The sequence below is a fragment of the Pseudomonas sp. FP2300 genome (genome assembly GCF_030687595.1).
Classification (GTDB): Bacteria; Pseudomonadota; Gammaproteobacteria; order Pseudomonadales; family Pseudomonadaceae; genus Aquipseudomonas; species Aquipseudomonas bijieensis.
Genome location: NZ_CP117440.1, coordinates 1670671 through 1692510, shown reverse-complemented (window position 1 = coordinate 1692510; position 21840 = coordinate 1670671). Strand labels below are relative to the sequence as shown.

The 21840-nt window shown below is 59.6% G+C and carries 19 protein-coding genes; 8 read left to right on the top strand and 11 right to left on the bottom strand.

The annotated features are described in order from the left end of the window. Window positions 1-26: 26 nt before the first annotated feature. Together PSH86_RS07515 and PSH86_RS07510 are read right to left on the bottom strand one after the other, a co-directional pair. Window positions 27-1733 (bottom strand): ShlB/FhaC/HecB family hemolysin secretion/activation protein, encoded by a 1707-nt coding sequence (locus PSH86_RS07515; RefSeq protein ID WP_305488991.1) that lies wholly within the window; start codon window positions 1731-1733, stop codon window positions 27-29. Between the two features lie 335 nt (window positions 1734-2068). Next, window positions 2069-4555, bottom strand: a complete 2487-nt coding sequence (locus PSH86_RS07510; protein ID WP_305488988.1) for a sialidase family protein — start codon at window positions 4553-4555, stop codon at window positions 2069-2071. A gap of 339 nt (window positions 4556-4894) precedes the next feature. Here PSH86_RS07510 and PSH86_RS07505 point away from each other — a divergent pair, with 339 nt between their 5' ends. Next, window positions 4895-5167 (top strand): hypothetical protein, encoded by a 273-nt coding sequence (locus PSH86_RS07505; RefSeq protein ID WP_109755818.1) that lies wholly within the window; start codon window positions 4895-4897, stop codon window positions 5165-5167. A gap of 221 nt (window positions 5168-5388) precedes the next feature. Here PSH86_RS07505 and PSH86_RS07500 read toward each other — a convergent pair whose 3' ends face one another. Next, on the bottom strand, window positions 5389-6735 hold the full coding sequence (locus PSH86_RS07500) for a DEAD/DEAH box helicase (RefSeq protein WP_109755819.1): 1347 nt from the start codon (window positions 6733-6735) through the stop codon (window positions 5389-5391). 193 nt (window positions 6736-6928) lie between these two features. Here PSH86_RS07500 and PSH86_RS07495 point away from each other — a divergent pair, with 193 nt between their 5' ends. Further along, window positions 6929-8227 carry a mechanosensitive ion channel family protein gene (locus tag PSH86_RS07495; protein WP_109755820.1) on the top strand — a complete coding sequence of 433 codons (1299 nt, stop codon included), beginning with the start codon at window positions 6929-6931 and terminating at the stop codon, window positions 8225-8227. A gap of 117 nt (window positions 8228-8344) precedes the next feature. Here PSH86_RS07495 and PSH86_RS07490 read toward each other — a convergent pair whose 3' ends face one another. Then, window positions 8345-9211: a carboxylate/amino acid/amine transporter gene (locus tag PSH86_RS07490; protein WP_109755821.1), complete on the bottom strand. Its 867-nt coding sequence runs from the start codon at window positions 9209-9211 to the stop codon at window positions 8345-8347. Window positions 9212-9373: 162 nt separating this feature from the next. On the opposite strand from PSH86_RS07490, the gene PSH86_RS07485 reads away from it, so the two are divergent. Beyond that, on the top strand, window positions 9374-10075 hold the full coding sequence (locus PSH86_RS07485; RefSeq protein WP_305488983.1) for a cyclase family protein: 702 nt from the start codon (window positions 9374-9376) through the stop codon (window positions 10073-10075). A 172-nt stretch (window positions 10076-10247) separates the two neighbouring features. Here the strand turns inward: PSH86_RS07485 and PSH86_RS07480 are convergent, their stop codons facing one another. Together PSH86_RS07480 and PSH86_RS07475 are read right to left on the bottom strand one after the other, a co-directional pair. Continuing rightward, window positions 10248-10847 (bottom strand): FMN-dependent NADH-azoreductase, encoded by a 600-nt coding sequence (locus tag PSH86_RS07480; RefSeq protein WP_305488980.1) that lies wholly within the window; start codon window positions 10845-10847, stop codon window positions 10248-10250. A 150-nt stretch (window positions 10848-10997) separates the two neighbouring features. After that, window positions 10998-11312, bottom strand: coding sequence for a 3-phosphoglycerate kinase (locus tag PSH86_RS07475; protein WP_109755824.1), 315 nt, complete (start codon window positions 11310-11312; stop codon window positions 10998-11000). A 50-nt stretch (window positions 11313-11362) separates the two neighbouring features. Here PSH86_RS07475 and PSH86_RS07470 point away from each other — a divergent pair, with 50 nt between their 5' ends. The 5 genes from PSH86_RS07470 (at window position 11363) to aqpZ (ending at window position 16679) form a co-directional block, all read left to right on the top strand. Then, window positions 11363-12286 carry a LysR family transcriptional regulator gene (locus PSH86_RS07470; RefSeq protein WP_109755825.1) on the top strand — a complete coding sequence of 308 codons (924 nt, stop codon included), beginning with the start codon at window positions 11363-11365 and terminating at the stop codon, window positions 12284-12286. A 14-nt stretch (window positions 12287-12300) separates the two neighbouring features. Beyond that, on the top strand, window positions 12301-13104 hold the full coding sequence (locus PSH86_RS07465) for an alpha/beta fold hydrolase (RefSeq protein ID WP_109755826.1): 804 nt from the start codon (window positions 12301-12303) through the stop codon (window positions 13102-13104). A gap of 4 nt (window positions 13105-13108) precedes the next feature. Then, complete coding sequence (locus PSH86_RS07460; RefSeq protein WP_109755827.1) at window positions 13109-13672, top strand: peptidylprolyl isomerase; 564 nt, start codon at window positions 13109-13111, stop codon at window positions 13670-13672. A gap of 83 nt (window positions 13673-13755) precedes the next feature. Next, entirely contained in the window at window positions 13756-15588 is a 1833-nt protein-coding gene (locus PSH86_RS07455) for an ABC transporter ATP-binding protein (RefSeq protein WP_109755828.1), read from the top strand. A 401-nt stretch (window positions 15589-15989) separates the two neighbouring features. Beyond that, a complete protein-coding gene (gene aqpZ, locus PSH86_RS07450; protein WP_305488975.1) occupies window positions 15990-16679 on the top strand; it encodes an aquaporin Z in 690 nt (229 codons plus the stop codon). Between the two features lie 16 nt (window positions 16680-16695). Here the strand turns inward: aqpZ and PSH86_RS07445 are convergent, their stop codons facing one another. The 5 genes from PSH86_RS07445 to PSH86_RS07425 form a co-directional block, all read right to left on the bottom strand. Beyond that, window positions 16696-17820 (bottom strand): GNAT family N-acetyltransferase, encoded by a 1125-nt coding sequence (locus PSH86_RS07445; protein WP_232200482.1) that lies wholly within the window; start codon window positions 17818-17820, stop codon window positions 16696-16698. Between the two features lie 143 nt (window positions 17821-17963). Beyond that, complete coding sequence (locus PSH86_RS07440; protein WP_109755831.1) at window positions 17964-19274, bottom strand: OprO/OprP family phosphate-selective porin; 1311 nt, start codon at window positions 19272-19274, stop codon at window positions 17964-17966. Window positions 19275-19564: 290 nt separating this feature from the next. After that, a complete protein-coding gene (locus PSH86_RS07435) occupies window positions 19565-19801 on the bottom strand; it encodes an anti-sigma factor (RefSeq protein ID WP_109755832.1) in 237 nt (78 codons plus the stop codon). Continuing rightward, entirely contained in the window at window positions 19795-20406 is a 612-nt protein-coding gene (locus PSH86_RS07430) for an RNA polymerase sigma factor (RefSeq protein WP_109755833.1), read from the bottom strand. The genes PSH86_RS07435 and PSH86_RS07430 overlap by 7 nt, the downstream gene beginning before the upstream one ends. A 175-nt stretch (window positions 20407-20581) precedes the next feature. Next, window positions 20582-21703 (bottom strand): beta-ketoacyl-ACP synthase III, encoded by a 1122-nt coding sequence (locus tag PSH86_RS07425; protein WP_109755834.1) that lies wholly within the window; start codon window positions 21701-21703, stop codon window positions 20582-20584. Window positions 21704-21840: the final 137 nt, after the last annotated feature.

Sequence of the window (21840 nt, the reverse complement as noted above, 5' to 3'; positions counted from 1 at the left end):
TCAGGTCTCGTTGCAGCAGAATTTGTTTAAAGGAGTACATCCACGCGGAAGTAGATCGGCGCTTCGCGCTCGGTCAGGGCATCCGGACGTTCCAGGGAATGGGCGAAGGTGACGCTGGTGTTCAGGTGCTCACCGCGGGCGAACAGCTCCAGCGAGTTGCTCGACATGCGCCCGTGCTGGTCGCCGTTGTAGCGATCACCACGAATCACGCCCTGGTCATAACCGAGGCTGGTGCCGTATTCGCCAAACACCGGGCGCAGCCATTCCAGCGTCACCGGGCGGCTCCAACGCAGGTCGTTGCGCCAGTAGCCACCGCTGTCGCCGGACAGGGATTGGTCCTTGTAGCCGCGAATCGACGACTGCCCGCCCAGGCTCATGCGCTGCGGACTGAACAACACGTCCTCGCTGCGTTGGCCGGTCATCAGGCTGCTGAAGCTGAACGATTCGCCCCACACCTGGAACGGTTGCAGATAGCTGAGGGTGGCGGTGTATTTGCGGTAACGGGCATCGGCCTGGCCGGGCCCCGGATCGTTGTCACCCTGGGCATCGAAGGCACCGATGCCTTGCTGCATGCCCAGGTCAAGGTTGACGAAGGCGCTGCCGATGCGCCGGCCATGGTTGATGCCGAACTGCGCTTCGCTGAGACGGTTACTGCTCACCGCCAGCTTGCTGTCTTCGATGAAGTTGTTGGTGCGCAGGTAAGCCAGGCCGGTGTTGAGAGAGGTCTTGCTCAGGGCGTCGCGATGGATCACCCGCTCGACCCGCAACTGATGGTTCTGGCTGTCGCCGGTCTGCTTGAAGTTGAAACCGTTGGCAGGGATCTGCGAGCGGTACTCGCTCTGGCTGTAGGTGTAACTGACGTTCCACCAGCCAAACGGCAGGTTGTAATAAAGCATGGCGTTGCGCGAAGTGTGCTGGTGATCGGTCATCCCATCGTGGCCGCCGCGCAGCATCAACTGGTCGGCCAGGCCCAGCGGGCTGTCCCACTCGAAACTGCTGCCCCACTGCTGCTCGCCCGTGCTGCGCTGGCCGTCGTTGCTGCGCGACAGTCCAACACGCCAGGGCTTTTGTGGATCATTAGTCACATGGACTTCACTGCCGCCGACATTCTGCCCGGGGGTCAGCTCCATCTTGGCCTGATTCGATGGCAGGCGGTTGAGCTGGTCCACCATCTGCTCAATCTCCCGCAGGTTGACCAGATCGCCGGTCGCGCCGGGAAATGCCATTGCCAACTCTCGGTCCGATAGCTGGCTATTCTCGGCGCCCTTCAAACCTTCGAGCCGCCCTTCCACCACCAGCACGCTCAAATGCCCGCCGGACAGGTCCTGCTGTGGCAGATAGGCGCGGCTGGTGACCAGGCCCTTTTCGATGTAGTGGTCGGTGATGACTTTGAGCAGTTCGTTAAGCTGCGGCACGCCCAGGCATTGGCCGATGTAGGGCTTGAGCAGTTCCTCGCGCTCGCTGGCGGAAAGACTGTCGGCACCCTTGAGCTCGATGGTCTTGATGGGGAAGCAACGGGTATCGACAGGTGCGCTCGGCTGGGTCGGCTTCGCCTCCTTGCCGGGCAGGTCCTTGAGTTCCTCCAGGCGACGGCGCTGCTCTTCGAGCAAACGGTTCTGGCGCTCGCGGATCAGGTCCGTGTCACCAGGCGTGGGGGCGGCGTGAGCCTGGGTGAGTGGAGAAAGGCACAGCAAAGCCACGCACAACCTCGCCCAAAAGGCGGGTGAGGACATGTTCGATCCCTCGAGCAGAAAGTGACATCAAAATAGTGGCGCGATATTAGTGAGCCATCATTTTGACGTCAACTAAATGGATTTGGCTTTGAGGCTATTGCTGGAACCATTCGTCTGAAATCAGATCGCTCCGGTACGGAGGTACGAAAGGTCCCGAGGCATATCTGTAAACCTCCTACAAAACGTACCAGCAGCACTCGTCCACGGTTTCGCGCTTCAGCTATAGCCCTCGTCCATCCCATAAAAAAACCGGACTCAAGGTCCGGTTTTTTATCGAAAGGGCTATGGCGCCCGCCTCAGAAAGCGGGGTTTTCCTGCTTCGAAGAGGTTTACGACTACTTGTTTGCCTCCTCGACTGCCTCCGTATTCCGAGGACCAAACGAATATTTCAGGGCCCTTGCCTTCGAGGTCCGCGGATCAGGTAAACCTACGGTCTCTGGGCCCGCAAAGCCGGTGACACCTTTGCTGAGCGTGGGATTGATGGCATCGAACAGGAAACTGAAACCTTGTTTGAGCGAGCTCTGGGCGATGCCGTGACACCCCATGCAACCGCCCATGGTCAGGCTTTGAGTGCTGTGATCATAATCCGGCACCTTGATGTTCGGTTGGTTGCGCGCATTGGTCAGGGTGTTGTTATTCGGGATGGGGAATACGTTGCTCCCGCGAAACAGCTGGATTCCCGGCTGGCTGCTTTCGACCATGATATTGGCCAGGTAATAATCCGGGTCGGTTTGAGTGCTCGACGGGATGGCCTGCACCCCTTTGAGCTGATAGTGCTTCCAGACCGAATTGTTGAATTCGCTGCTGCCGTCCATGAGTTGCTTGACCTGGTTGTTCACCGCCTTGACTTCGGAATGCATGGTGAGCGGTTGCACGACCCGGATCGGGCCGGCCTGCCCTTCGGGGATCCCGTTGCTGCCGGAGTAGACCGGCGGAATAAGGGCTGCGTTTGCGACATCGCCCGCCTTCGGCAGGGAAACCGTGTAGGTCTTGTTGCCGTCAGAGAAGGTGGCGGTCGGGGGATTGTTTATAGCGAAGCCGGGATAATCAATCTTGTTGTAGTTGGCGATGTAGTAGAGCCCGGTTGGTGATTTACCGTCGGCCAGCGTCAGGGCGTCCTCGTGCTCGAACGTGGCGAAGATGAAGGTCGGGTAGTTGGGCGTCTTATGGATGATATGCAAGGCGACCAGTGCGTAGTCTTCGTTTTGCGCCACAGGGTCACTGTCGAGGCCCTTATAAGTCACCACCGTCGCCGTATGGTAGCGCCCACGATTCTGTACCGGGATGTCTGCCAGCTTGCGCCATGTCGCCTTGACCTCCAGCGCGCCGTCGGGCAGTACTACATGAGTATCCGGGAAGCTGCTCAGGCCTTTCGCATACTCGTAGACAACGGGGTTCGCCTTGGCCTCGAACAGGATCTGGCTGTCGTTTGAAGGGGCATAATCGCTCCCTGTCTTCGCCACATTTGGCGGATTGACCGGGAAGAAAATAGCGTTTTGTCCTATTTGGGTTGCTTCATCCAGGTTGTTGTAATGGTTAAAGGTGGCGCCTGGCGCCAAACGAATACCGTTGGGGAATTTGATATAGCTGTATTGCGGGTCAGAACCAAACGGACGCGTCGGACCACCTGCAGTGTTTTTTTCTGGTCCCGCTGGAAACAACTCGGTGCGGTGGGCGAAGGTTTGCCACAACAAGGGGCTTGGAGATTGTGGCACCTTGCCCGAATCTGCAAAGCTGCTGGCAGGGTTGCCGACGCCACGGTTGGCCGGCAACGGCGCCTTGGCCGTATTGTTCAGTGCGAAAAAGCTCCGCCAGGCGAAAGTGGCATAGTCGGTATGGCTGAGGCCTGTGGCCAGGTCCGACGGTAGTTGCGGGTTGCGTACGGTTAGATCGTTTTCGGTAATGCCATAGGAAACGCCCAATCCCGAGGGATAGGCAGAACGCCCGGAAAAAGCGAAATAGGGCGCCCATTTGAGGCCATCGGTTGAATAAAAAGTAGTGGCGCCACTGCTGATGAACAGGCGCTCATTGACCATCGCAGCGCTGTTGAGGAAGCCCTTTTCAGGTATACCGGTCAGCCCCTGCTTCGCACCCCAGTTACCACCCCGGTCATAAGTGCGTTCGAACAGGCCGCCGTTAAAAAAAGTGTAATAGACCCTCAAGTCACCGTTATAGACCACGGGTACCAGGTTCAAGATCGTGTCGGCGGTTTCCTGAAACGCTGTTTTTTCCGGACTCCACTTAAGGCCATCGTAGGTCACGTAGTAAACAGCCTTGCCGCCGTTTTCGTTATACAAAACGAACAACTGGCCGTTATACACGACGGCTTTGTTATTCAGGGCGGTATGGCGTGTATTGATCGAATCAACAGGTGACCAATTGATGCCGTCGTCGGAACTGATGCTCTTTAACTGTTGGCGCGGGGCGTCGGCAAAGGTCAGTACCAGTTTTTGCTTGAAGACGGTGGCGGAGACGCCACTGTAGATGTTATCGACCGGGATGGGCTTCGGCGCGGACCAGACCTTCCCCTCTGCTGAAGAGGAAAAATAGATATTTTTTTGATCATTGTTGCTGGCCCAGAACATGTAGACCTTGCCCTTGAACGACTGCACCACGGGGACAAAGTACGATGAACTGTAGCGCACCACGCTCGTTGAAGAGGGTTTGCCACTTGAGGCATCTGGATTATCAAATACATTGACTTCGATCCCCACGCCTTGTTGCGGCGTCGCAACAATCACACTCTCCGCATAGGCCGAGGAGATAATAAATAAACCACACAAGCACAACATCAGCCGACTGAGTATTGCTTTAACGCTCATAGATTCATTCCTTGAGTGAGTGGCTACTCCAGGCCATACGTGTGCCTGGGTAATTATTCCATTGCTAAAGCGTGATCGATACCGACAGCGAAGTGTCCAGGTTCAACTCACCTCCGTTGTTATTCGGGGATACGCATGGGGTGGAAGGCATCGACTGCAGGCACGCTCCGTGTTTTGCAGCGGATGTGCGGCAGGCGCATCCTCCATGGTAGTCGACTGTTTAATATCGGCTAGGAGAACGCCAAAAAAGACCTCAAGCGGTGGCGACTCAAGATGAACTTTCCAGCCAACCCGGGCCTCAACCCATTACCTGCCCAACAAGGAATATGAGGCCCTGCCATGAAAACCCTCTTGAAACTCACCTTGGCCGCCACCCTTACCTGCGCCCTGCCCGCCTGGGCCTGCACCCCCGAGGAAGCCACCGCCAAGCGAGAGCAACTGGCCCAGGAAGTGAGCAAACTCACCGAGCAGAACCCGGCCAAGGCCAAGGAGATCAACGACGAGTTGCAGAACATGGACCTGAAAACCGCCAGCAAGGATTTGCCGGACAAGTGCCAGTTGATCGATAAGCGTCTGGAAGAGTTGAAGAACGCAGAGAAGAAGGCTGGGTGATCAGCCAAAGCCGCACAACCCGCTTTGGTGGCGAGGGGATTTGTGGGAGCAAGGCTTGCCCGCGATGAAGGCGATGCGGTCTTTCAGAAATCGAGGCGTCTGTGTCGCGAGCAAGCTTTGCTCCCACAAATCTGCCTCGCCACGGGGTTTTGCGTCAGATTCAGTTACCCATAAAAAAACCGGACTCAACGTCCGGTTTTTTATCAAGCACTAACGCCGACTCACTCAGCCGCCGGTGCCTCTGGCTTGCGGCGCTTGAGCGGGGCCATGCCGTCCTTGCTGACCAGCGATGGAGCGTCGCTCTTCGGGCGGTTGGCGGTCTTGCGCTTGGTCGGGGCCTTGGCGCCGGTTTTCTTCTTGTCGCCCTTGGCGTCGACCTTTTTCTTCTTCACGCCAACAGCCTTGCCCGAGGCTTTGACCTTCTTCGGTCCGCCGTAGGTGCCTTTGACTTCCTTGATGGTGCGACGCTCGAAGCTCTGCTTGAGGTAGCGTTCGATGCTCGACATCAGGTTCCAGTCGCCGTGGCAGATCAGCGAGATCGCCAGGCCGTCGTTGCCGGCGCGGCCGGTACGGCCGATGCGGTGCACGTACTCGTCGCCGCTGCGGGGCATGTCGAAGTTGATGACCATGTCCAGGCCTTCCACGTCCAGGCCGCGGGCGGCGACGTCGGTGGCCACGAGGATTTTCACCCCGCCCTGCTTGAGGCGGTCGATGGCCAGCTTGCGGTCCTTCTGGTCTTTCTCGCCGTGCAGGACGAACGCCTTGTATTCCTGGGCCACCAGGCGGCCATAGATACGGTCGGCCATGGCCCGGGTGTTGGTGAATACGATGGCTTTTTCGTAGGTCTCGTTGGCCAGCAACCAGTTCACGATCTGCTCTTTGTGCTGGTTGTGGTCGGCGGTAATGATCTGCTGGCGGGTGGTGGAGTTCAGTTGGCTGACCGCGTTGAGCTGCAAGTGCTCGGGGTTGTTCAGCACCTTGGCGATCATCTCGCGCAGGCCCGAACCGCCGGTGGTGGCGGAGAACAACATGGTCTGCTGGCGGTTGACGCATTCGTCCACCAGACGCTGCACGTCTTCGGCAAAGCCCATGTCGAGCATACGGTCGGCTTCGTCCAGCACCAGTACTTCGACTTCCTTGAGGTCAAGGTTGCCGGCGTTCAACTGCTCGATCATCCGCCCAGGAGTGCCGATCAGGATGTCCGGCACCTTGCGCAGCATGGCGGCCTGGACCTTGAAGTCTTCGCCGCCGGTGATCAGGCCGGACTTGATGAAGGTGAACTGCGAGAAACGCTCCACTTCCTTCAAGGTCTGCTGGGCCAGTTCACGGGTCGGCAACAGGATCAGGGTCTTGATGCTGACGCGGACCTTGGCCGGGCCGATCAGGCGGTTGAGGATCGGCAGCACGAACGCGGCGGTCTTGCCGCTGCCGGTCTGCGCCGTCACCCGCAGGTCACGCCCCTGGAGCGCGAGCGGAATGGCCGCTGCCTGCACCGGCGTTGGCTCGACAAATTTAAGCTCGGCCACGGCTTTGAGCAGGCGTTCGTGCAGGGCGAATTGGGAAAACACGGGTGCTACCTCGAAGAAATGCAAAAAAACAGCTGCATAGGGTAACGGTTTCGAGCGCGAAGGCCGAGTTTCTTTATACAAACGGCGGTAAATCAGTGCATTTTTATCAGCCGTTATTGCATCAACGGTCACTTGAGCAGGCTTAAATGCTCTAATCGCCACGTCGCATCTTTATAGAAGAACCGTTTCGTCCATGGACATCAAACAACTCTGGGTCAACATCCAAGACCTCTGGGGTGCCCTTGACCAGCACCCGCTCCTGCATTCCAGCCTCGCCCTGGTGTTGCTGCTGGTCATCGCCCTGGTGCTTGGGCGCGTGGCGCGCTACCTGATTTTGCATGCCGCCAAGTTGCTGGGGCGCCAACCGGCCCTGAACTGGGTCAACGACCTGCGCCAGAACAAAGTGTTCCATCGCCTGGCGCAGATGACGCCGTCACTGATCATCCAGTTCGGCCTGCACCTGGTGCCGGAACTGAGCAAGACCAGCATGATTTTCCTCGGCAATGTCGCCCTGGCTTTCACCATCTTGTTCATGGTGCTGAGCCTCAGTGCCCTGCTCAGCGCCATGCTGGATGTATACGCACGCACCGAACATGCGCGTACCCGTTCGATCAAAGGCTACGTGCAACTGACGAAGATGGTGCTGTATGTGTTTGGGGCGATCATCATCGTCGCCACCCTGATCGACCGTTCGCCACTGTTGTTGCTGTCGGGCCTGGGTGCGATGTCGGCGGTGATCCTGTTGGTCTACAAGGACACCTTGCTGTCGTTCGTCGCCAGTGTGCAGTTGACCAGCAACGACATGCTGCGGGTCGGCGACTGGATCGAGATGCCCCAGGTCGGCGCCGACGGTGACGTGGTGGACATCACGCTGCACACAGTCAAGGTGCAGAATTTCGACAAGACCATTGTCTCGATCCCGACCTGGCGCCTGATGTCCGAATCGTTCAAGAACTGGCGCGGCATGCAGCAATCCGGTGGACGGCGGATCAAGCGCAGTCTGTTCATCGATGCCAGCGGCGTGCGTTTCCTGCACGACGAGGAAGAGCAGCGCCTGACCCAGGTTCGCCTGCTGACCGACTACATCGGCCGCAAGCAAGCCGAACTCAAGGCCTGGAACGAGGCCCAGGGCAACGTCGCGGCGATGTCGGCCAACCGTCGCCGAATGACCAACCTGGGCACCTTCCGCGCCTATGCCCTGGCGTATTTGAAGAGCCACCCGGAAATCCAGCCGAACATGACTTGCATGGTCCGGCAGATGCAGACCACCGCCCAAGGCATCCCGCTGGAAATCTACTGCTTCACCCGCACCACTGCGTGGACCGACTACGAGCGCATCCAGGGGGATATTTTCGATTACCTGCTGGCGGTGATGCCGGAGTTCGGCTTGAACCTGTACCAACAGCCGAGCGGCATGGACCTGCGCTCGGGACTGCTGCCGGCGGTGCTGGGGGCGAGCCATCTGCCGGAGCCGCAAAAGCAGGTGGTCTGACCCTCAACCACCCAAGATCCCTTGTGGGAGCGAGCCTGCTCGCGAAAGCGGAGTGCCAGACAACAGATATACCGACTGATATGACGCCTTCGCGAGCAGGCTCGCTCCCACAGAGAGTCAGCGTGTGACTAGCGGTTGGCGCACGCCCAACCGACTGATCCACACCGCCACCAGTATCACCGACCCACCCAGCAGCAATCGCCCAAGTTCCTCGTGCTGGTTCCAGATCAGCAGGTTCACCAGCAGCCCTACCGGCACGTGCAGGTTGTTCATCACCGCCAGCGTCCCGCCGTTGACCAGGCACGCGCCTTTGTTCCACCAGTACAGCCCCAGCGCGGTGGAGACCAGGCCGAGGAACACCAGCACGCCCCATTGCAGCGGCGCTTCGGGCCAGAAATCCGCCTTGCCGAACAGCAGGAAAGCCGGCAACGCCACCATCAGTGCACCAAGATAGAAATAACCGAAACGTCGGTAATGCGGCAGGTCGCTCGGGTGACGGGCCACCAGGTGCTTGTACAGCACCTGTCCGGCCGCATAGGTGAAGTTGGCCAGTTGCAGCAGCAAAAAGCCCATGAAGAAATCCGGGTTGATCCGGTCGTAGCGAATCACCGCCGCGCCGGCCACGGCCACCAGCGCCGCGATCAGCGCCCAGGGATTGAAGCGACGGTTCAACGCGTCTTCGATCAAGGTCACGTGCAAAGGCGTAAGGATGGTGAACAGCAGCACCTCGGGCACCGTCAAGACCCGGAAGCTCAAGTACAGGCACACGTAGGTCACGCCGAACTGCAAGGCACCGATCAACAGCATGCCGCGCATGAACGACGGCTCTACCTGGCGCCAGCGCGTCAGCGGAATGAACACCAGCCCGGCCAGCAGCACCCGTACCAGCACCGCGAAATAACTGTCCACATGTCCGGCCAGGTACTCACCGATCAAGCTGAAGGAAAACGCCTGGATCAGCGTCACAAAAAGTAGATAGCCCATAAGCTCCTCGTTTCGAATGGCGGCGAAGATAGCGGTTTTGAGGGATGGGCGCGAGCGTGATGGGCCGCAAGTTTCGGGTCACGGGTATGCACAGGAAGGCTGAGCGCAGTACTGTCCGATCAGCATCGCTCAAAGTTTCGCCAAGGATAAGGAAGCCCCTCCATGCAACGTATTGAGTTTCGAAAAGTCATCGACCTCAGCCACATCATCAGCCCGGACATTCCGCTCTGGCCTGGCGATCCTCCGGTGACGTTCGATGAGGTGGCATCACCGGAAAAGGACGGGTATTACCTGCGCCGTTTCGCCATGGGCGAGCACAGTGCAACCCATATGAACGCGCCGAACAGCTTTCACCCCAATGCCATCGGGATTGATGCCTATGAGCCGGCGTCCCTGGTCCGGCCGGCCGTCGTGATCGATCTACGCATCCAGGCGCGGGACAATCCAGATTACGTGATCGGCATCCAAGACATCGAAAAATGGGAACAGGCTCACGGACGCATCGATCAGGGCAGCGTCGTGCTTTTTTACACGGGGTGGCAGGCCCTGTGGGACGACCCCAGGCGTTTTATCAATGCGGATGACAAGGGCCCGCACTTTCCCGGCATCGGTGCCGCAACCACCACATTTCTGCTTGAGCAACGCCGTATAGCTGGCGTTGGTATCGATACCCATGGCGTCGATCCGAGCCAGGACACGGTTTACGCCACCAACAGCCAGATCCTGGCAAATGAGGGCATCGTCCTGGAATGCCTGACCAATCTCGATCAACTGCCCGCGAAAGGCACGACGCTGGTGATTGGCGTGCTTCGACTGAAAAAGGGTTCGGGCTCTCCTGTTTCCGTCATGGCGTTTGTACCCTGAACCCAGTCAGGCGCAGATCATCGAGGCAAAAAAAAGCCCGATCTCGCTAACGCGTTCAATCGGGCTGATGCACTCAGGAGCAATAAGTGCAAAGGGAGGTTCGATGCGCAAACGGTTTGAAGGGAAGCGCCAGGACACTAGACCACCTGGCGATTACCCGAGGATTAACGGATCAGGCGACCTGGGACAGTTTGGCGTTGGCCTGATTCAGGCCCTTCTCCTGGAATTCGCCGCCCAGGTTCATGCCCTCGGCATGGATGAAGGTCACGTCGTGGATCCCGATGAAGCCCATGACCTGACGCAGGTAGGGTTCCTGGTGGTCAGTGCTGCCACCGGCATGAATGCCGCCACGGGCAGTCAGCACGAAGGCGCGCTTGTCGGCCAGCAGGCCTTGGGGACCGGTTGGAGTGTATTTGAACGTCACGCCGGCACGCAGTACATGGTCGAGCCAGGCTTTCAAAGTGCTGGGGATGGCGAAGTTGTACATCGGCGCAGCCATCACCAGTACGTCGGCGGCCAGCAGCTCATCGGTCAGTTGGTTGGAGCGCTCCAGCGAGGCATTTTCAACCTCGTTGCGCTGCTCGACAGGCTTCATCCAGCCACCCAGCAGATTGGCATCCAGGTGCGGCACCGGATTGATGGCCAGGTCGCGAACGCTGATTTCGTCGGCCGGGTGTGCAGCTTTCCACTGGCTGATGAAGGTCTGGGTCAGTTGACGGGAAACCGAGTCTTGCTGGCGGGCACTGCTTTCGATGATCAGAACGCGGGACATGGCTTGTAGGCTCCATCTGAGAATGTTGTCAGTCGATGGAGTGAAGGTTAAACGCGAGCTTATCGATGAAAAAGCGCAAATAACTGCTGTAAAGCATCGATAATTTCGTTTATAAGCGGAGCAAGCCATGTCGCTTGCCCCTCTGCCAGGTTATTTCGGCTGGCAGGTCAGCTTGATGCGCAACTTGATGATGTTGCGGTTGAACTTGGCCGTGGCGTTCTTGAACTTGCCGGCGGCGACTTCGATCTTGCGGGTACGAGGCGCCTCGGGGCCATTGTTGAAGACCACGGTACAGGCCGCGTCGACGTTGCCGTAGTTGTTCACCTGGATAGAGCCGATATCGGCATCGGTGTCATAGGCGTTGTAGTCGATGCTCAGGCCGTTGAGGTGTTTTTCCACATCGATCGGGTAGGCAAACGCAGTCAGCGGCAGCAAGGCCAGCACCGCACAACAGATTTTTTTCATTCGGCAGTCTCCACCAAGGGACCGCCAGCTTAGGACAAGAGGAGCTCATTATGAAAGCGCCCCGCGTGACCCTTGATCAATGGCGCACCCTGCAGGCCGTGGTCGACCATGGCGGTTTCGCCCAGGCCGCCGAAGTGCTGCATCGCTCCCAGTCATCAGTGAGCTACACCGTGGCCCGCATGCAGGATCAGCTCGGTGTACCGCTGCTGCGCATCGATGGGCGCAAGGCCGTGTTGACCGAAGCCGGCGGCGTGCTGCTGCGCCGCTCGCGGCAACTGGTGAAACAGGCCAGCCAACTGGAAGACCTGGCCCACCACATGGAGCAAGGCTGGGAAGCGGAAGTGCGCCTGGTGGTCGACGCGGCCTACCCCAACGCCCGCCTCGTTCGCGCCTTGACCGCGTTCATGCCACAAAGCCGTGGCTGCCGGGTGCGGCTGCGCGAAGAAGTGTTGTCGGGTGTCGAAGAAGTGCTGCTCGAAGGCGTGGCCGACCTGGCCATCAGTGGCTTCAGCATTCCCGGTTACCTGGGCGCGGAACTGAGCGATGTGGAGTTCATTGCGGTGGCCCACCCCGAGCATGCCTTGCACCGCCTCAATCGCGAGTTGAATTTCCAGGACCTGGAAAGCCAGTTGCAAGTGGTTATCCGCGATTCCGGCCGCCAGCAACCCCGGGACGTCGGCTGGCTCGGCGCCGAACAGCGCTGGACCGTGGGCAGCCTGGCCACCGCCGCCTCCTTTGTCGGCAGCGGCCTGGGATTCGCCTGGTTGCCCCGGCACATGATCGAACGGGAACTCAAGGAAGGCTTGCTCAAGCGTCTACCCTTGGAACAGGGAGGCAGCCGCAACTCGACCTTCTATCTTTTTTCAAACAAGGAAAAACCCCTGGGCCCGGCCACGCAAATCCTGATCGAATTGCTGCGCACCTTCGACACCGCGCCGCTGGATGCGCCGTTCGCCGCCCCTGAACAAGCCTGACAAGGACTTCGCCGATGGCCTACTTCGAACACGAAGGTTGCAACCTGCACTACGAGGAATACGGCCACGGCACGCCCCTGGTGCTGGTCCACGGGCTGGGCTCCAGCACTCGGGACTGGGAAAAGCAGATCCCGGTGCTGTCCGCCCATTACCATCTGATCGTAGTGGATGTGCGCGGTCACGGTCGCTCCGACAAACCACGGGAGCGCTACAGCATCAAAGGCTTCAGCGCCGACCTGAGCGCCCTGATCGAACACCTGGACCTTGGCCCGGTGCACTTGGTGGGCTGGTCCATGGGCGGCATGATCTGCTTTCAACTGGCCGTGGATGAACCCGGGCGAATCAAGAGCCTGTGCATCGTCAACAGCGCCCCTGAAGTCAAGGTCCGCACGCCCGACGACTGCTGGCAATGGTTCAAGCGCTGGAGCCTGATGCGTCTGCTCAGCCTGAAAACCATCGGCAAGGCCCTGGGCGCCAAGTTGTTCCCCAAGCCAGAGCAAACCGAGTTACGCCTGGAAATGGCGCGACGCTGGGCAAAGAACGACAAACGTGCTTATCTCGCCAGCTTCGATGCGATCGTAGGGTGGGGCGTTCAGGAACGACTTTCGCAGGTCGCCTGTCCAACCCTCGTCATCTGCGCCGACCACGACTACACCCCGGTGGCGCTGAAAGAAGCCTATGTAAAGCTGCTGCCCGATGCACGGCTGGCGGTCATCGCCGATTCACGGCACGCTACCCCGCTGGATCAACCCGAACGCTTCAACCAGACCCTGCTCGAATTTTTGACTGCAACCGATTCCACCACTCAGGATCACTGACCCCATGCTGAAAAAAATCGCCCTCGCCGCCGGCACCGTACTGTTTGCTGCCAACCTGATGGCCGCCACGCCAGCCAAGGCACCCCATGTATTGCTGGACACCACCAACGGCCAGATCGAAATCGAACTGGACCCCGTCAAGGCCCCCATCAGTACCAAGAACTTCCTTGAGTACGTGGACAGTGGTTTCTACACCAACACGATTTTCCACCGCGTGATCCCGGGCTTCATGGCCCAGGGCGGCGGCTTTACCGCACAGATGCAACAAAAAGACACCAAGGCACCGATCAAGAACGAAGCCAGCAATGGCCTGCACAACGTTCGCGGTACCTTGTCGATGGCTCGCACCTCCAACCCGGACTCGGCCACCAGCCAGTTCTTCATCAACGTCGCCGACAACGCCTTCCTCGACCCGGGCCGCGACGCCGGTTACGCGGTGTTCGCCAAAGTGGTCAAAGGCATGGATGTGGTGGACATCATCGTCAACTCCCAGACCACCACTAAACAAGGCATGCAAAACGTGCCGGTCGACCCTGTGATCATCAAGTCGGCCAAGCGCATCGACTGAAGAGGCACACGGCAAGCCTGGGCGGCGCGGTGATCCCGTGCCGCCCATAGCAATAAGGAGAGCCCCTGCCAGGGCATTTACAAATGGTTTATCGCCGCTTCGAAACACTGATCGATATCTTCCGCGACGCCCCGACCTCGGCCCCACCGAACCGCGTCCTGCCCTTCTACACGTATTACCTGAAACAGGTCTGGCCCAGCTTCGCCGTGCTACTGGTGGTCGGCCTGATCGGCGCGCTGATCGAAGTGGCACTGTTCAGCTACCTGAGCCGCATCATCGACCTGACCCAGGGCACGCCCAATGTCGACTTCTTCAAGATCCATGGCCTGGAACTGGCCTGGATGGCCGTGGTGGCGCTGATCTTCCGCCCCATTTTCGTGGCCCTGCATGACCTGCTGGTGCACCAGACCCTGAGCCCCAGCATGACCAGCCTGATCCGCTGGCAGAATCACAGCTACGTGCTCAAGCAGAGCCTGAACTTCTTCCAGAACGACTTTGCCGGGCGCATCGCCCAGCGCATCATGCAGACCGGCAACTCCCTGCGCGACTCGGCGGTCCAGGCCGTGGATGCCCTGTGGCATGTGCTGATCTACGCCGTCAGTTCCCTGGTGCTGTTTGCCGAAGCCGATTGGCGCCTGATGATTCCCTTGCTGCTCTGGATCGCCGGTTACATCGGCGCCCTTTATTACTTCGTGCCACGGGTCAAGGAACGCTCTGTGGTGTCTTCCGACGCCCGTTCCAAGCTCATGGGACGGATTGTCGATGGCTACACCAACATCACCACCCTGAAGCTGTTCGCCCACACCAACTTCGAACAGCAATACGCCCGCGAAGCCATCGAGGAACAGACCGAGAAGGCCCAACTGGCCGGCCGCGTGGTGACGAGCATGGACGTGGCCATCACCAGCATGAACGGGTTACTGATCGTCGGCACCACGGCGCTGGCGCTGTGGCTGTGGACCCAGTCGCTGATCAGCGTCGGCGCTATCGCGTTGGCCACCGGCCTGGTGATCCGCATCGTCAACATGTCCGGTTGGATCATGTGGGTCGTCACCGGCATTTTCGAAAACATCGGCATGGTCCAGGACGGCCTGCAGACCATTTCCCAGCCCGTCAGCGTCACTGACCGCGACCAGGCCAAGCCCCTGGCCGTGGGCCGGGGCGAGGTACGCTTCGAGCATGTGGATTTCCACTATGGCAAGAAAAGCGGCGTGATCGGCGACCTCAACCTGACCATCAGGCCTGGCGAAAAAATCGGCCTGATCGGCCCGTCCGGCGCGGGTAAATCCACCTTGGTCAACCTGCTGCTGCGCCTCTATGACGTGCAAGGCGGGCGTATTCTCATCGACGGCCAGGACATCGCCGAAGTTGGTCAGGAAAGCCTGCGCGAGCGCATCGGCATGATCACCCAGGACACCTCGCTGCTGCATCGCTCGATTCGTGACAACCTGCTCTACGGCAAGCCCGACGCCACCGACGCGCAACTCTGGGAAGCCGTGCGCAAGGCCCGGGCCGACGAGTTCATCCCACTGCTGTCGGACGCCGAAGGCCGCACCGGCTTCGATGCCCATGTGGGCGAGCGCGGCGTGAAATTGTCCGGTGGCCAGCGCCAGCGCATCGCTATCGCGCGGGTGCTGCTCAAGGACGCGCCTATCCTGATCATGGACGAAGCGACGTCAGCACTGGATTCGGAAGTCGAGGCCGCGATCCAGGAAAGTCTCGAGACCCTGATGCAAGGCAAGACCGTGATCGCCATCGCCCACCGCCTCTCCACCATCGCCCGGATGGACCGGTTGGTGGTGCTGGAAAACGGCCGCATCGCCGAAACCGGCAGCCATACCGAGTTACTGGCCCATGGCGGGTTGTATGCGCGGTTGTGGCAACATCAGACGGGTGGGTTCGTGGGGATCGACTGAGCTCTACCTGACACAGCCAAACCCTGTGGCGAGGGAGCTTGCTCCCGCTGGGGCGCGAAGCGCCCCCCAAATCTGCGCCCCAACGCAATCAATAGGTTGGACACCCAGCCTTATTGGGGCTGCTGCGCAGCCCAGCGGGAGCAAGCTCCCTCGCCACGGGGATCCGGTTTGAATCAGCAATACTGAAAAATTCTGTCCAGAATCCATTTAGCCCACATAGCAACGACATACTCCCCGCCGACCACGGCCAAGACCGCCACAGTCCCTGACTCTGGCGGTTTTTTGTGCCGCTGGATTTGTCGATAAACCCTGCTGTACTCAGCTCAGGTTCTGGAGATGAACCTGTCGTAATTCTGCTGGATGCATAACCGATTATCACGACTGTTTTATCAAGGATGCTTATGTCTTTACTCAAACGTTCAACGACTGAGTTGTTGGGTACGTTCTGGCTGGTATTGGGCGGCTGCGGCAGCGCGGTATTGGCTGCCTCCGGGATCGGCGTGCTGGGGGTGGCCCTGGCGTTCGGCCTGACGGTGTTGACCATGGCATTCGCCATCGGTCATATCTCGGGTTGCCATTTGAACCCCGCCGTTTCGCTGGGCTTGTACGTGGGCGGGCGGTTTCCGGCCAGGGAGTTGCCTGCCTACATCATCGCCCAGGTTATCGGGGGGGTGCTGGCCGCCGCGTTGATCTACTTCATCGCCAGCGGCAAGGAAGGCTTTGACCTGGCCGCTTCCGGCCTGGCAGCGAACGGTTACGGCGAGCATTCGCCCGGTGGGTATTCGATGGCGGTTGGCTTTGTCACCGAGCTGGTCATGACGGCAATGTTCATCCTGATCATCCTCGGCGCCACCGATAAACGTGCGCCGGTCGGGCTGGCACCGATTGCCATCGGCCTGGCCCTGACGCTGATTCACCTGATCTCGATCCCGGTCACCAACACTTCGGTCAACCCGGCCCGCAGTACCGGTCCGGCGCTGATCGTCGGTGGTTGGGCCATCGAGCAACTATGGCTGTTTTGGGTGGCGCCGCTGCTGGGCGCGGTCATCGGCGGAATCTCGTACCGCTGGCTAGGCCAGGAAAGCCGCTGAGTCACGCCTTTAGGGATCAGCACTGCCGATAAGGCAGTGCTGTTTTCGCTTCTTCGGCATATGCCAGCACCCCCTCATGCTCGCGCACGAGGAAATCCGCCACCGCTGCTTTCAGCCCCGGATGACGCAGGTAATGCCATGAGCGGGTAATCACCGGTTCGAACCCGCGAATCAATTTGTGCTCGCCCTGGGCACCGGCATCGAAACGCTGCAAGCCATGGGCAATCGCGTAGTCCATGCCCTGGTAGAAACAAGTCTCGAAGTGCAAACGGTCAAACTCCGCCAGGCAGCCCCAGTAGCGCCCGTAGAAACTGTCGCCGCCCACCAGGCTGAACGCCATCGCCACTGGCCGCGAACCTTGCTTGGCCAGCACCACACGAATGGCCTCGGGCATGCGTTCGGCCAGCAGGCTGAAGAATGTCCGGGTCAAATAGGGCGCCTGCCGTCGTATCGCGTAGGTGTTGGCGTAACAGGCGTAGACAAAATCCCACTGCGCCTCGTCCAACTGATGACCTTCGAGCCATTCGAACTCGATGCCCTGCCCCGCCACCTGTTCACGCTCCTTGCGCATCTGCTTGCGCTTGCGGGAACTGAGCGCATCGAGAAAGTCCTGGAAGTCCCGGTAACCGCGATTTTGCCAGTGGTACTGGCAGCCGATCCGTTGCAGCCAGCCTTCCTGCCCGGCCAGCGCCGAATCGGTGAAAGCATCGGTGAAGTTGATATGGGCGCTGGAAAGCTCTTCGATTTCCAGATAACCCGGCAGGCTGCCCAGCAGTTCCAAGCCATCTTCGGCGCGCGCCGCCAGCAACCGCGGGCCACTGACCGGACTGAACGGCACCGCCGTCAGCAGCTTGGGGTAATACTCGATCCCGGCCCGGGCGCAAGCGTCAGCCCAACCGTGATCGAACACGTACTCGCCGTAGGAGTGCCACTTGCGATAACTGGGCAAGGCTGCCAGCAGACGACCGTCTTCAATGTGCAGCAAATGCTCGGGTTGCCAACCGGATTGCGGGCCCAGGCTGGCGCTGTCTTCCAGGGTACCGAGGAAGGCGTGGCGCAGGAACGGTTGATTGGCAGGCACCAGCGCGTCCCACTCGTGCGGGGCGATGGCGGACAGGCTATCCAAGACGTGAAGCGGCATGCGGTTCCTCGATATCCAGACGGCGGATGGGGCGAGTATCGCCGATCCTGAGCGGCCGGGCACAAAAAAAACCCCGCCAGGGGCGGGGTTCAAAGGAGCGCTTTAACGGATGAAGTCAGAGCGGTGTATCAAGTCAGCGCGATTCAGAACACGTACTGGGCACGGACTACGAAGCCGTCGCCATCGTCATCGCCATTGGCGTTGGTGACTTTGTCGGTCTTGGCCTTGACGTAGGCACCGGTGATTTTCACCGCTTCGTTGGCGTACCAGTTCACGCCCAGGTTGTGCACCTTGGCTTCGGCATCGCCCACTTCACGGGTCGCCGAGGCAGTGGTGATGTTGTCGTCTTCGACGGTCATGCTGTCGAAGCGGTAGAACACTTCCCAGGCACCGATGGATTTGTTCTGAGGCTTGATCGCGTCAAACTTGCCGACTTTATAACCACGGGACTCACCGGTGATGGTGTAGGCACCCTGAACGTAGAAGCCGTGGCCTTTGAGGTCTTCGAAGGCGTCGCTGTCAGCCTTGGTCTTACGGGAGATGTACTCACCCTGGATCGACGCAGGCCCCATGGCGAACGCGGCTTCCAGGCCGAAAGCGGTATCAGTGTCGTAAGAGCCGGCTGGCGAGTTGTTGGCGCCGCCCAGTACCGGACGGTTGCCGTTAGGACCGGCGTCGTTACCACCCAGGGTTTCAACACCACGCATGCCCAGACGGGAGCGATAACGCGCATCGAACGCGGTGTCCGAAACGTCACGGGAGGCTACGTTCAAACCGAAGTGCAGCACGTTGCCCGCTTCGTGCATCGGGGCGAACACGAAGCGACCGTTGACTTGCTTGACGCTGTCGCCGTCGGTGTCGTCGGTGTCCTTGCTGAACACGCCGGCCGAAGCATAGAACGAATCGGCGAAGGTGCTGGACGCCTGGATGCCCAGGCCGTTCTGATGGCTGTTGGCCCAGTCGATCAGATCGTAGGCAGCGTTACGCTCAGGCGCGGTCACCCACTTGGAGCTGGTGGCTTTTTCCAGGCCGAAGTCGGGGTCGAAGCGACCGACCTTGATCGACACCGGCTTGAAGCCGTTGTAGGCCAGGGACGCTTCGTCGAAGTAGCCGTTATCGGAGTCGCCACTGTTGTGGGACATGTCGTAGTTGATGGTGTAGGCCCAATCCGTGTACAGCACACCGGACAGTTCCAGGAACGCACGGCGGATGTAAGCGGCGTCGGCCGATTTGCCGTTGTCGGTGTAGATACCGTCGAACTGGCTGTAGTCAGCCTGCACACGACCACCGAGCTTGAAGCTGAACTCTTTGTCAGTGGTAGCGACCTCAAGGCCGCCCTTGGTCTTGACCACGATATCGGCGCCATCGGTGGTGACGGTGCCGGCGAAAGCCTGGGCGGTTACTGCCATTGCCAGTGCGCTGGCGGCAACACCTGCGAAGTGCTTACGGATCATCGAAGAATTCCCCTGTTGGTAGTCTATGCGTTAGAAAACACGCGGAACTGGGCCCGCTGGTGTTGGGAGGGGATCTTGGCGGCCGGTTGTGTCAGGCGAGTTGCTATCACATAAAGATTTTATGACAGCGGAACTTTTTACTTCGAATGGGAATATAACCAACACAAACATAAACCCCTGTGGGAGCGAGCCTGCTCGCGATAGCGGTGGGTCAGTCAACACAACGCTGGCTGATCCGCCGTTATCGCGAGCAGGCTCGCTCCCACAGGGGGTCGGTGGTGTATCGAAGATTACTTAGATGTTTTGCGACGCTCGGCGGCGAGTTTCTCGGCGAGGTGATCCAGGTCGGGAACCGGCGGATGCGGCAGTTTTCTGAGGGTCGCCTGCATCAGGCGCATCTGGCGGATGAATCGTCGGCAATTGGGGCAGAACATCAGGTGATGGCGCACCATCAGGCGTTCACGAAAGCTTAACTGGCCGTCGAGATAATCGCTGGAGCGCGCCACTTGTTCCTTGCAGGTCAGCATTCGCCGGTTTCCTCGAAATGTTCAACAGTCGCGAAGACCTTCAGTCGGGCGCGATGCAGCAGCACGCGGACATTGGAGAGCGAAATGCCCAGCAGATTACAGATTTCGTCCAGTTCCAGGCCCTGTTGTTCCCGCAGAGTCAGCACGCTGCCTTGCAGTTCCGACAGGCTGAGCAACGTATGCTCCAGGCAATCACGCAACTCACGCTCGGTGAGCAACGCTTCGGGCGTGTCCTGGTGCCAGGCGAACGGTGCCAGCAGCCAATGCCCATCGGCGGCGAAACGATCATCGCCAAGGGTGCCGTGGGGCGACGGCAGATCGTCGAGCAGCACTTCCCGACGGTTCTGTTTGTAGCGGCCCTTGGCGGCATTGGCCGTGATGGTCAACAACCAGGTCTTGAGGCTGGAACGCCCCTGGAAACCGCTGAGATTGCGCACCACCGACAGCCAGGCGTCCTGCACCACTTCGTCGGCATGACGGCTGCCAACGATGGCATAGGCCACGGCGCGCATCGGGCTCTGGTAGGTGCTGACCAGTTCCTTGAAGGCCTGCTGCTCACCGGCCAGGAGGCGTTGGAGCAGGTGGGTGTCGTCGGTGACCGTCATTCAACGCCCTATGGCTGGATAGATCGCTGTTGTGGCATGGGAATTCATGTGGGAGCAAGGCTTGCCCGCGATGCAGGCGACGAGGTCTTCCATAAACCAAGTCGCCTGTTTCGCGAGCAAGCTTTGCTCCCACATGGCCTTGCTCCACAAAAAATTTCGGCGTAGCAACAGTGGATCAACGCTTGCGCAAAATCACGCTACCAATCGAATACCCTGCGCCGAACGAGCTGAGCACGGCGACCGAACCGCTGGGCAAGTCGTCCTGGTACTTGTGGAACGCAATCACCGACCCCGCCGAACTGGTGTTGGCATAGCGGTCGAGGATCACCGGGGCTTCCTCTTCGGTGGCTTCACGCCCCAGCAGTTTGCGTACGATCAGGTGGTTCATGCTCAGGTTGGCCTGGTGCAACCAGAAGCGCTTGACCTCGCCAACGTTCAACTGGTTTTCCTCCAGGTGGGCACCGATCAGTTCGGCCACCATCGGGCAGACGTCACGGAACACCTTGCGGCCTTCCTGGACGAACAACTTGTCGCGGCTGCCGATGCCTTCTTCTGCGGCGCGGTTGAGGAAGCCGAAATTGTTGCGGATGTTGTTGGAGAACTTGGTCAGCAGCTTGGTGCTGACCACGTCGAACTGGTACGGCGAGGTCGCCAGGTCCGCACGCTCGATGATCACGGCAGTGGCCGCGTCGCCAAAGATGAAGTGGCTGTCACGGTCGCGGAAGTTCAGGTGGCCGGTGCACACTTCCGGGTTGACCATCAGGATCGCCCGGGCCTGGCCCAGTTGCACGCTGTTGGCCGCGGCCTGGATGCCGAAGGTGGCCGAGGAACAGGCCACGTTCATGTCGAAACCGAAACCTTCGATGCCCAGGGCTTCCTGGACTTCAATGGCGATGGCCGGGTACGCGCGCTGCAGGTTGGAGCAGGCGACGATCACGCCATCGATGTCGGCGGCGGTGCGACCGGCGCGTTCCAACGCCTGTTTTGCCGCGCCGACAGCCATTTCACACAGCACCGACCACTCGTCGTTGGAGCGCTCGGGCAAACGGGGGGTCATGCGTTGCGGGTCGAGGATGCCGTCCTTGTCCATGACGAAGCGGCTCTTGATGCCCGAGGCCTTTTCGATGAACGCGGCGTTGGATTCGGTCAACGCCTCGACTTCACCGCGCTCGATGGCCTCGGCGTTGTCGGCGTTGAATTGCGCGACATAGGTATTGAAAGATTGCACCAGCTCTTCGTTGGAGATGCTGTTGGCCGGGGTGTACAGGCCGGTGCCGCTGATGACGACGTTATGCATGGTCGTGTCTCTGATCTGTTCAGGCAGAAAGCATTGGCACCGACGTACCAATACACAAAGGGACTTTTCCCATCCGGGGAAGCAGTCCTGGCATCGCTTTATTCCGATCCGCCCGGGCATTGAAGCTCAAAACCACG

What these genes read in the sequence shown, in the direction of transcription:
- PSH86_RS07470 (WP_109755825.1), top strand. Translation starts at nt 11,363, where the DNA reads ATGAAAGCGCCCCGCGTGACCCTTGATCAATGGCGCACCCTGCAGGCC.
- PSH86_RS07495 (WP_109755820.1), top strand. Translation starts at nt 6,929, where the DNA reads ATGGACATCAAACAACTCTGGGTCAACATCCAAGACCTCTGGGGTGCC.
- PSH86_RS07510 (WP_305488988.1), bottom strand. Translation starts at nt 4,555, where the DNA reads ATGAGCGTTAAAGCAATACTCAGTCGGCTGATGTTGTGCTTGTGTGGT.
- PSH86_RS07455 (WP_109755828.1), top strand. Translation starts at nt 13,756, where the DNA reads ATGGTTTATCGCCGCTTCGAAACACTGATCGATATCTTCCGCGACGCC.
- PSH86_RS07430 (WP_109755833.1), bottom strand. Translation starts at nt 20,406, where the DNA reads ATGACGGTCACCGACGACACCCACCTGCTCCAACGCCTCCTGGCCGGT.
- PSH86_RS07435 (WP_109755832.1), bottom strand. Translation starts at nt 19,801, where the DNA reads ATGCTGACCTGCAAGGAACAAGTGGCGCGCTCCAGCGATTATCTCGAC.
- PSH86_RS07505 (WP_109755818.1), top strand. Translation starts at nt 4,895, where the DNA reads ATGAAAACCCTCTTGAAACTCACCTTGGCCGCCACCCTTACCTGCGCC.
- PSH86_RS07515 (WP_305488991.1), bottom strand. Translation starts at nt 1,733, where the DNA reads ATGTCCTCACCCGCCTTTTGGGCGAGGTTGTGCGTGGCTTTGCTGTGC.
- PSH86_RS07480 (WP_305488980.1), bottom strand. Translation starts at nt 10,847, where the DNA reads ATGTCCCGCGTTCTGATCATCGAAAGCAGTGCCCGCCAGCAAGACTCG.
- PSH86_RS07465 (WP_109755826.1), top strand. Translation starts at nt 12,301, where the DNA reads ATGGCCTACTTCGAACACGAAGGTTGCAACCTGCACTACGAGGAATAC.
- PSH86_RS07445 (WP_232200482.1), bottom strand. Translation starts at nt 17,820, where the DNA reads ATGCCGCTTCACGTCTTGGATAGCCTGTCCGCCATCGCCCCGCACGAG.
- PSH86_RS07440 (WP_109755831.1), bottom strand. Translation starts at nt 19,274, where the DNA reads ATGATCCGTAAGCACTTCGCAGGTGTTGCCGCCAGCGCACTGGCAATG.
- PSH86_RS07475 (WP_109755824.1), bottom strand. Translation starts at nt 11,312, where the DNA reads ATGAAAAAAATCTGTTGTGCGGTGCTGGCCTTGCTGCCGCTGACTGCG.
- PSH86_RS07490 (WP_109755821.1), bottom strand. Translation starts at nt 9,211, where the DNA reads ATGGGCTATCTACTTTTTGTGACGCTGATCCAGGCGTTTTCCTTCAGC.
- PSH86_RS07460 (WP_109755827.1), top strand. Translation starts at nt 13,109, where the DNA reads ATGCTGAAAAAAATCGCCCTCGCCGCCGGCACCGTACTGTTTGCTGCC.
- aqpZ (WP_305488975.1), top strand. Translation starts at nt 15,990, where the DNA reads ATGTCTTTACTCAAACGTTCAACGACTGAGTTGTTGGGTACGTTCTGG.
- PSH86_RS07485 (WP_305488983.1), top strand. Translation starts at nt 9,374, where the DNA reads ATGCAACGTATTGAGTTTCGAAAAGTCATCGACCTCAGCCACATCATC.
- PSH86_RS07425 (WP_109755834.1), bottom strand. Translation starts at nt 21,703, where the DNA reads ATGCATAACGTCGTCATCAGCGGCACCGGCCTGTACACCCCGGCCAAC.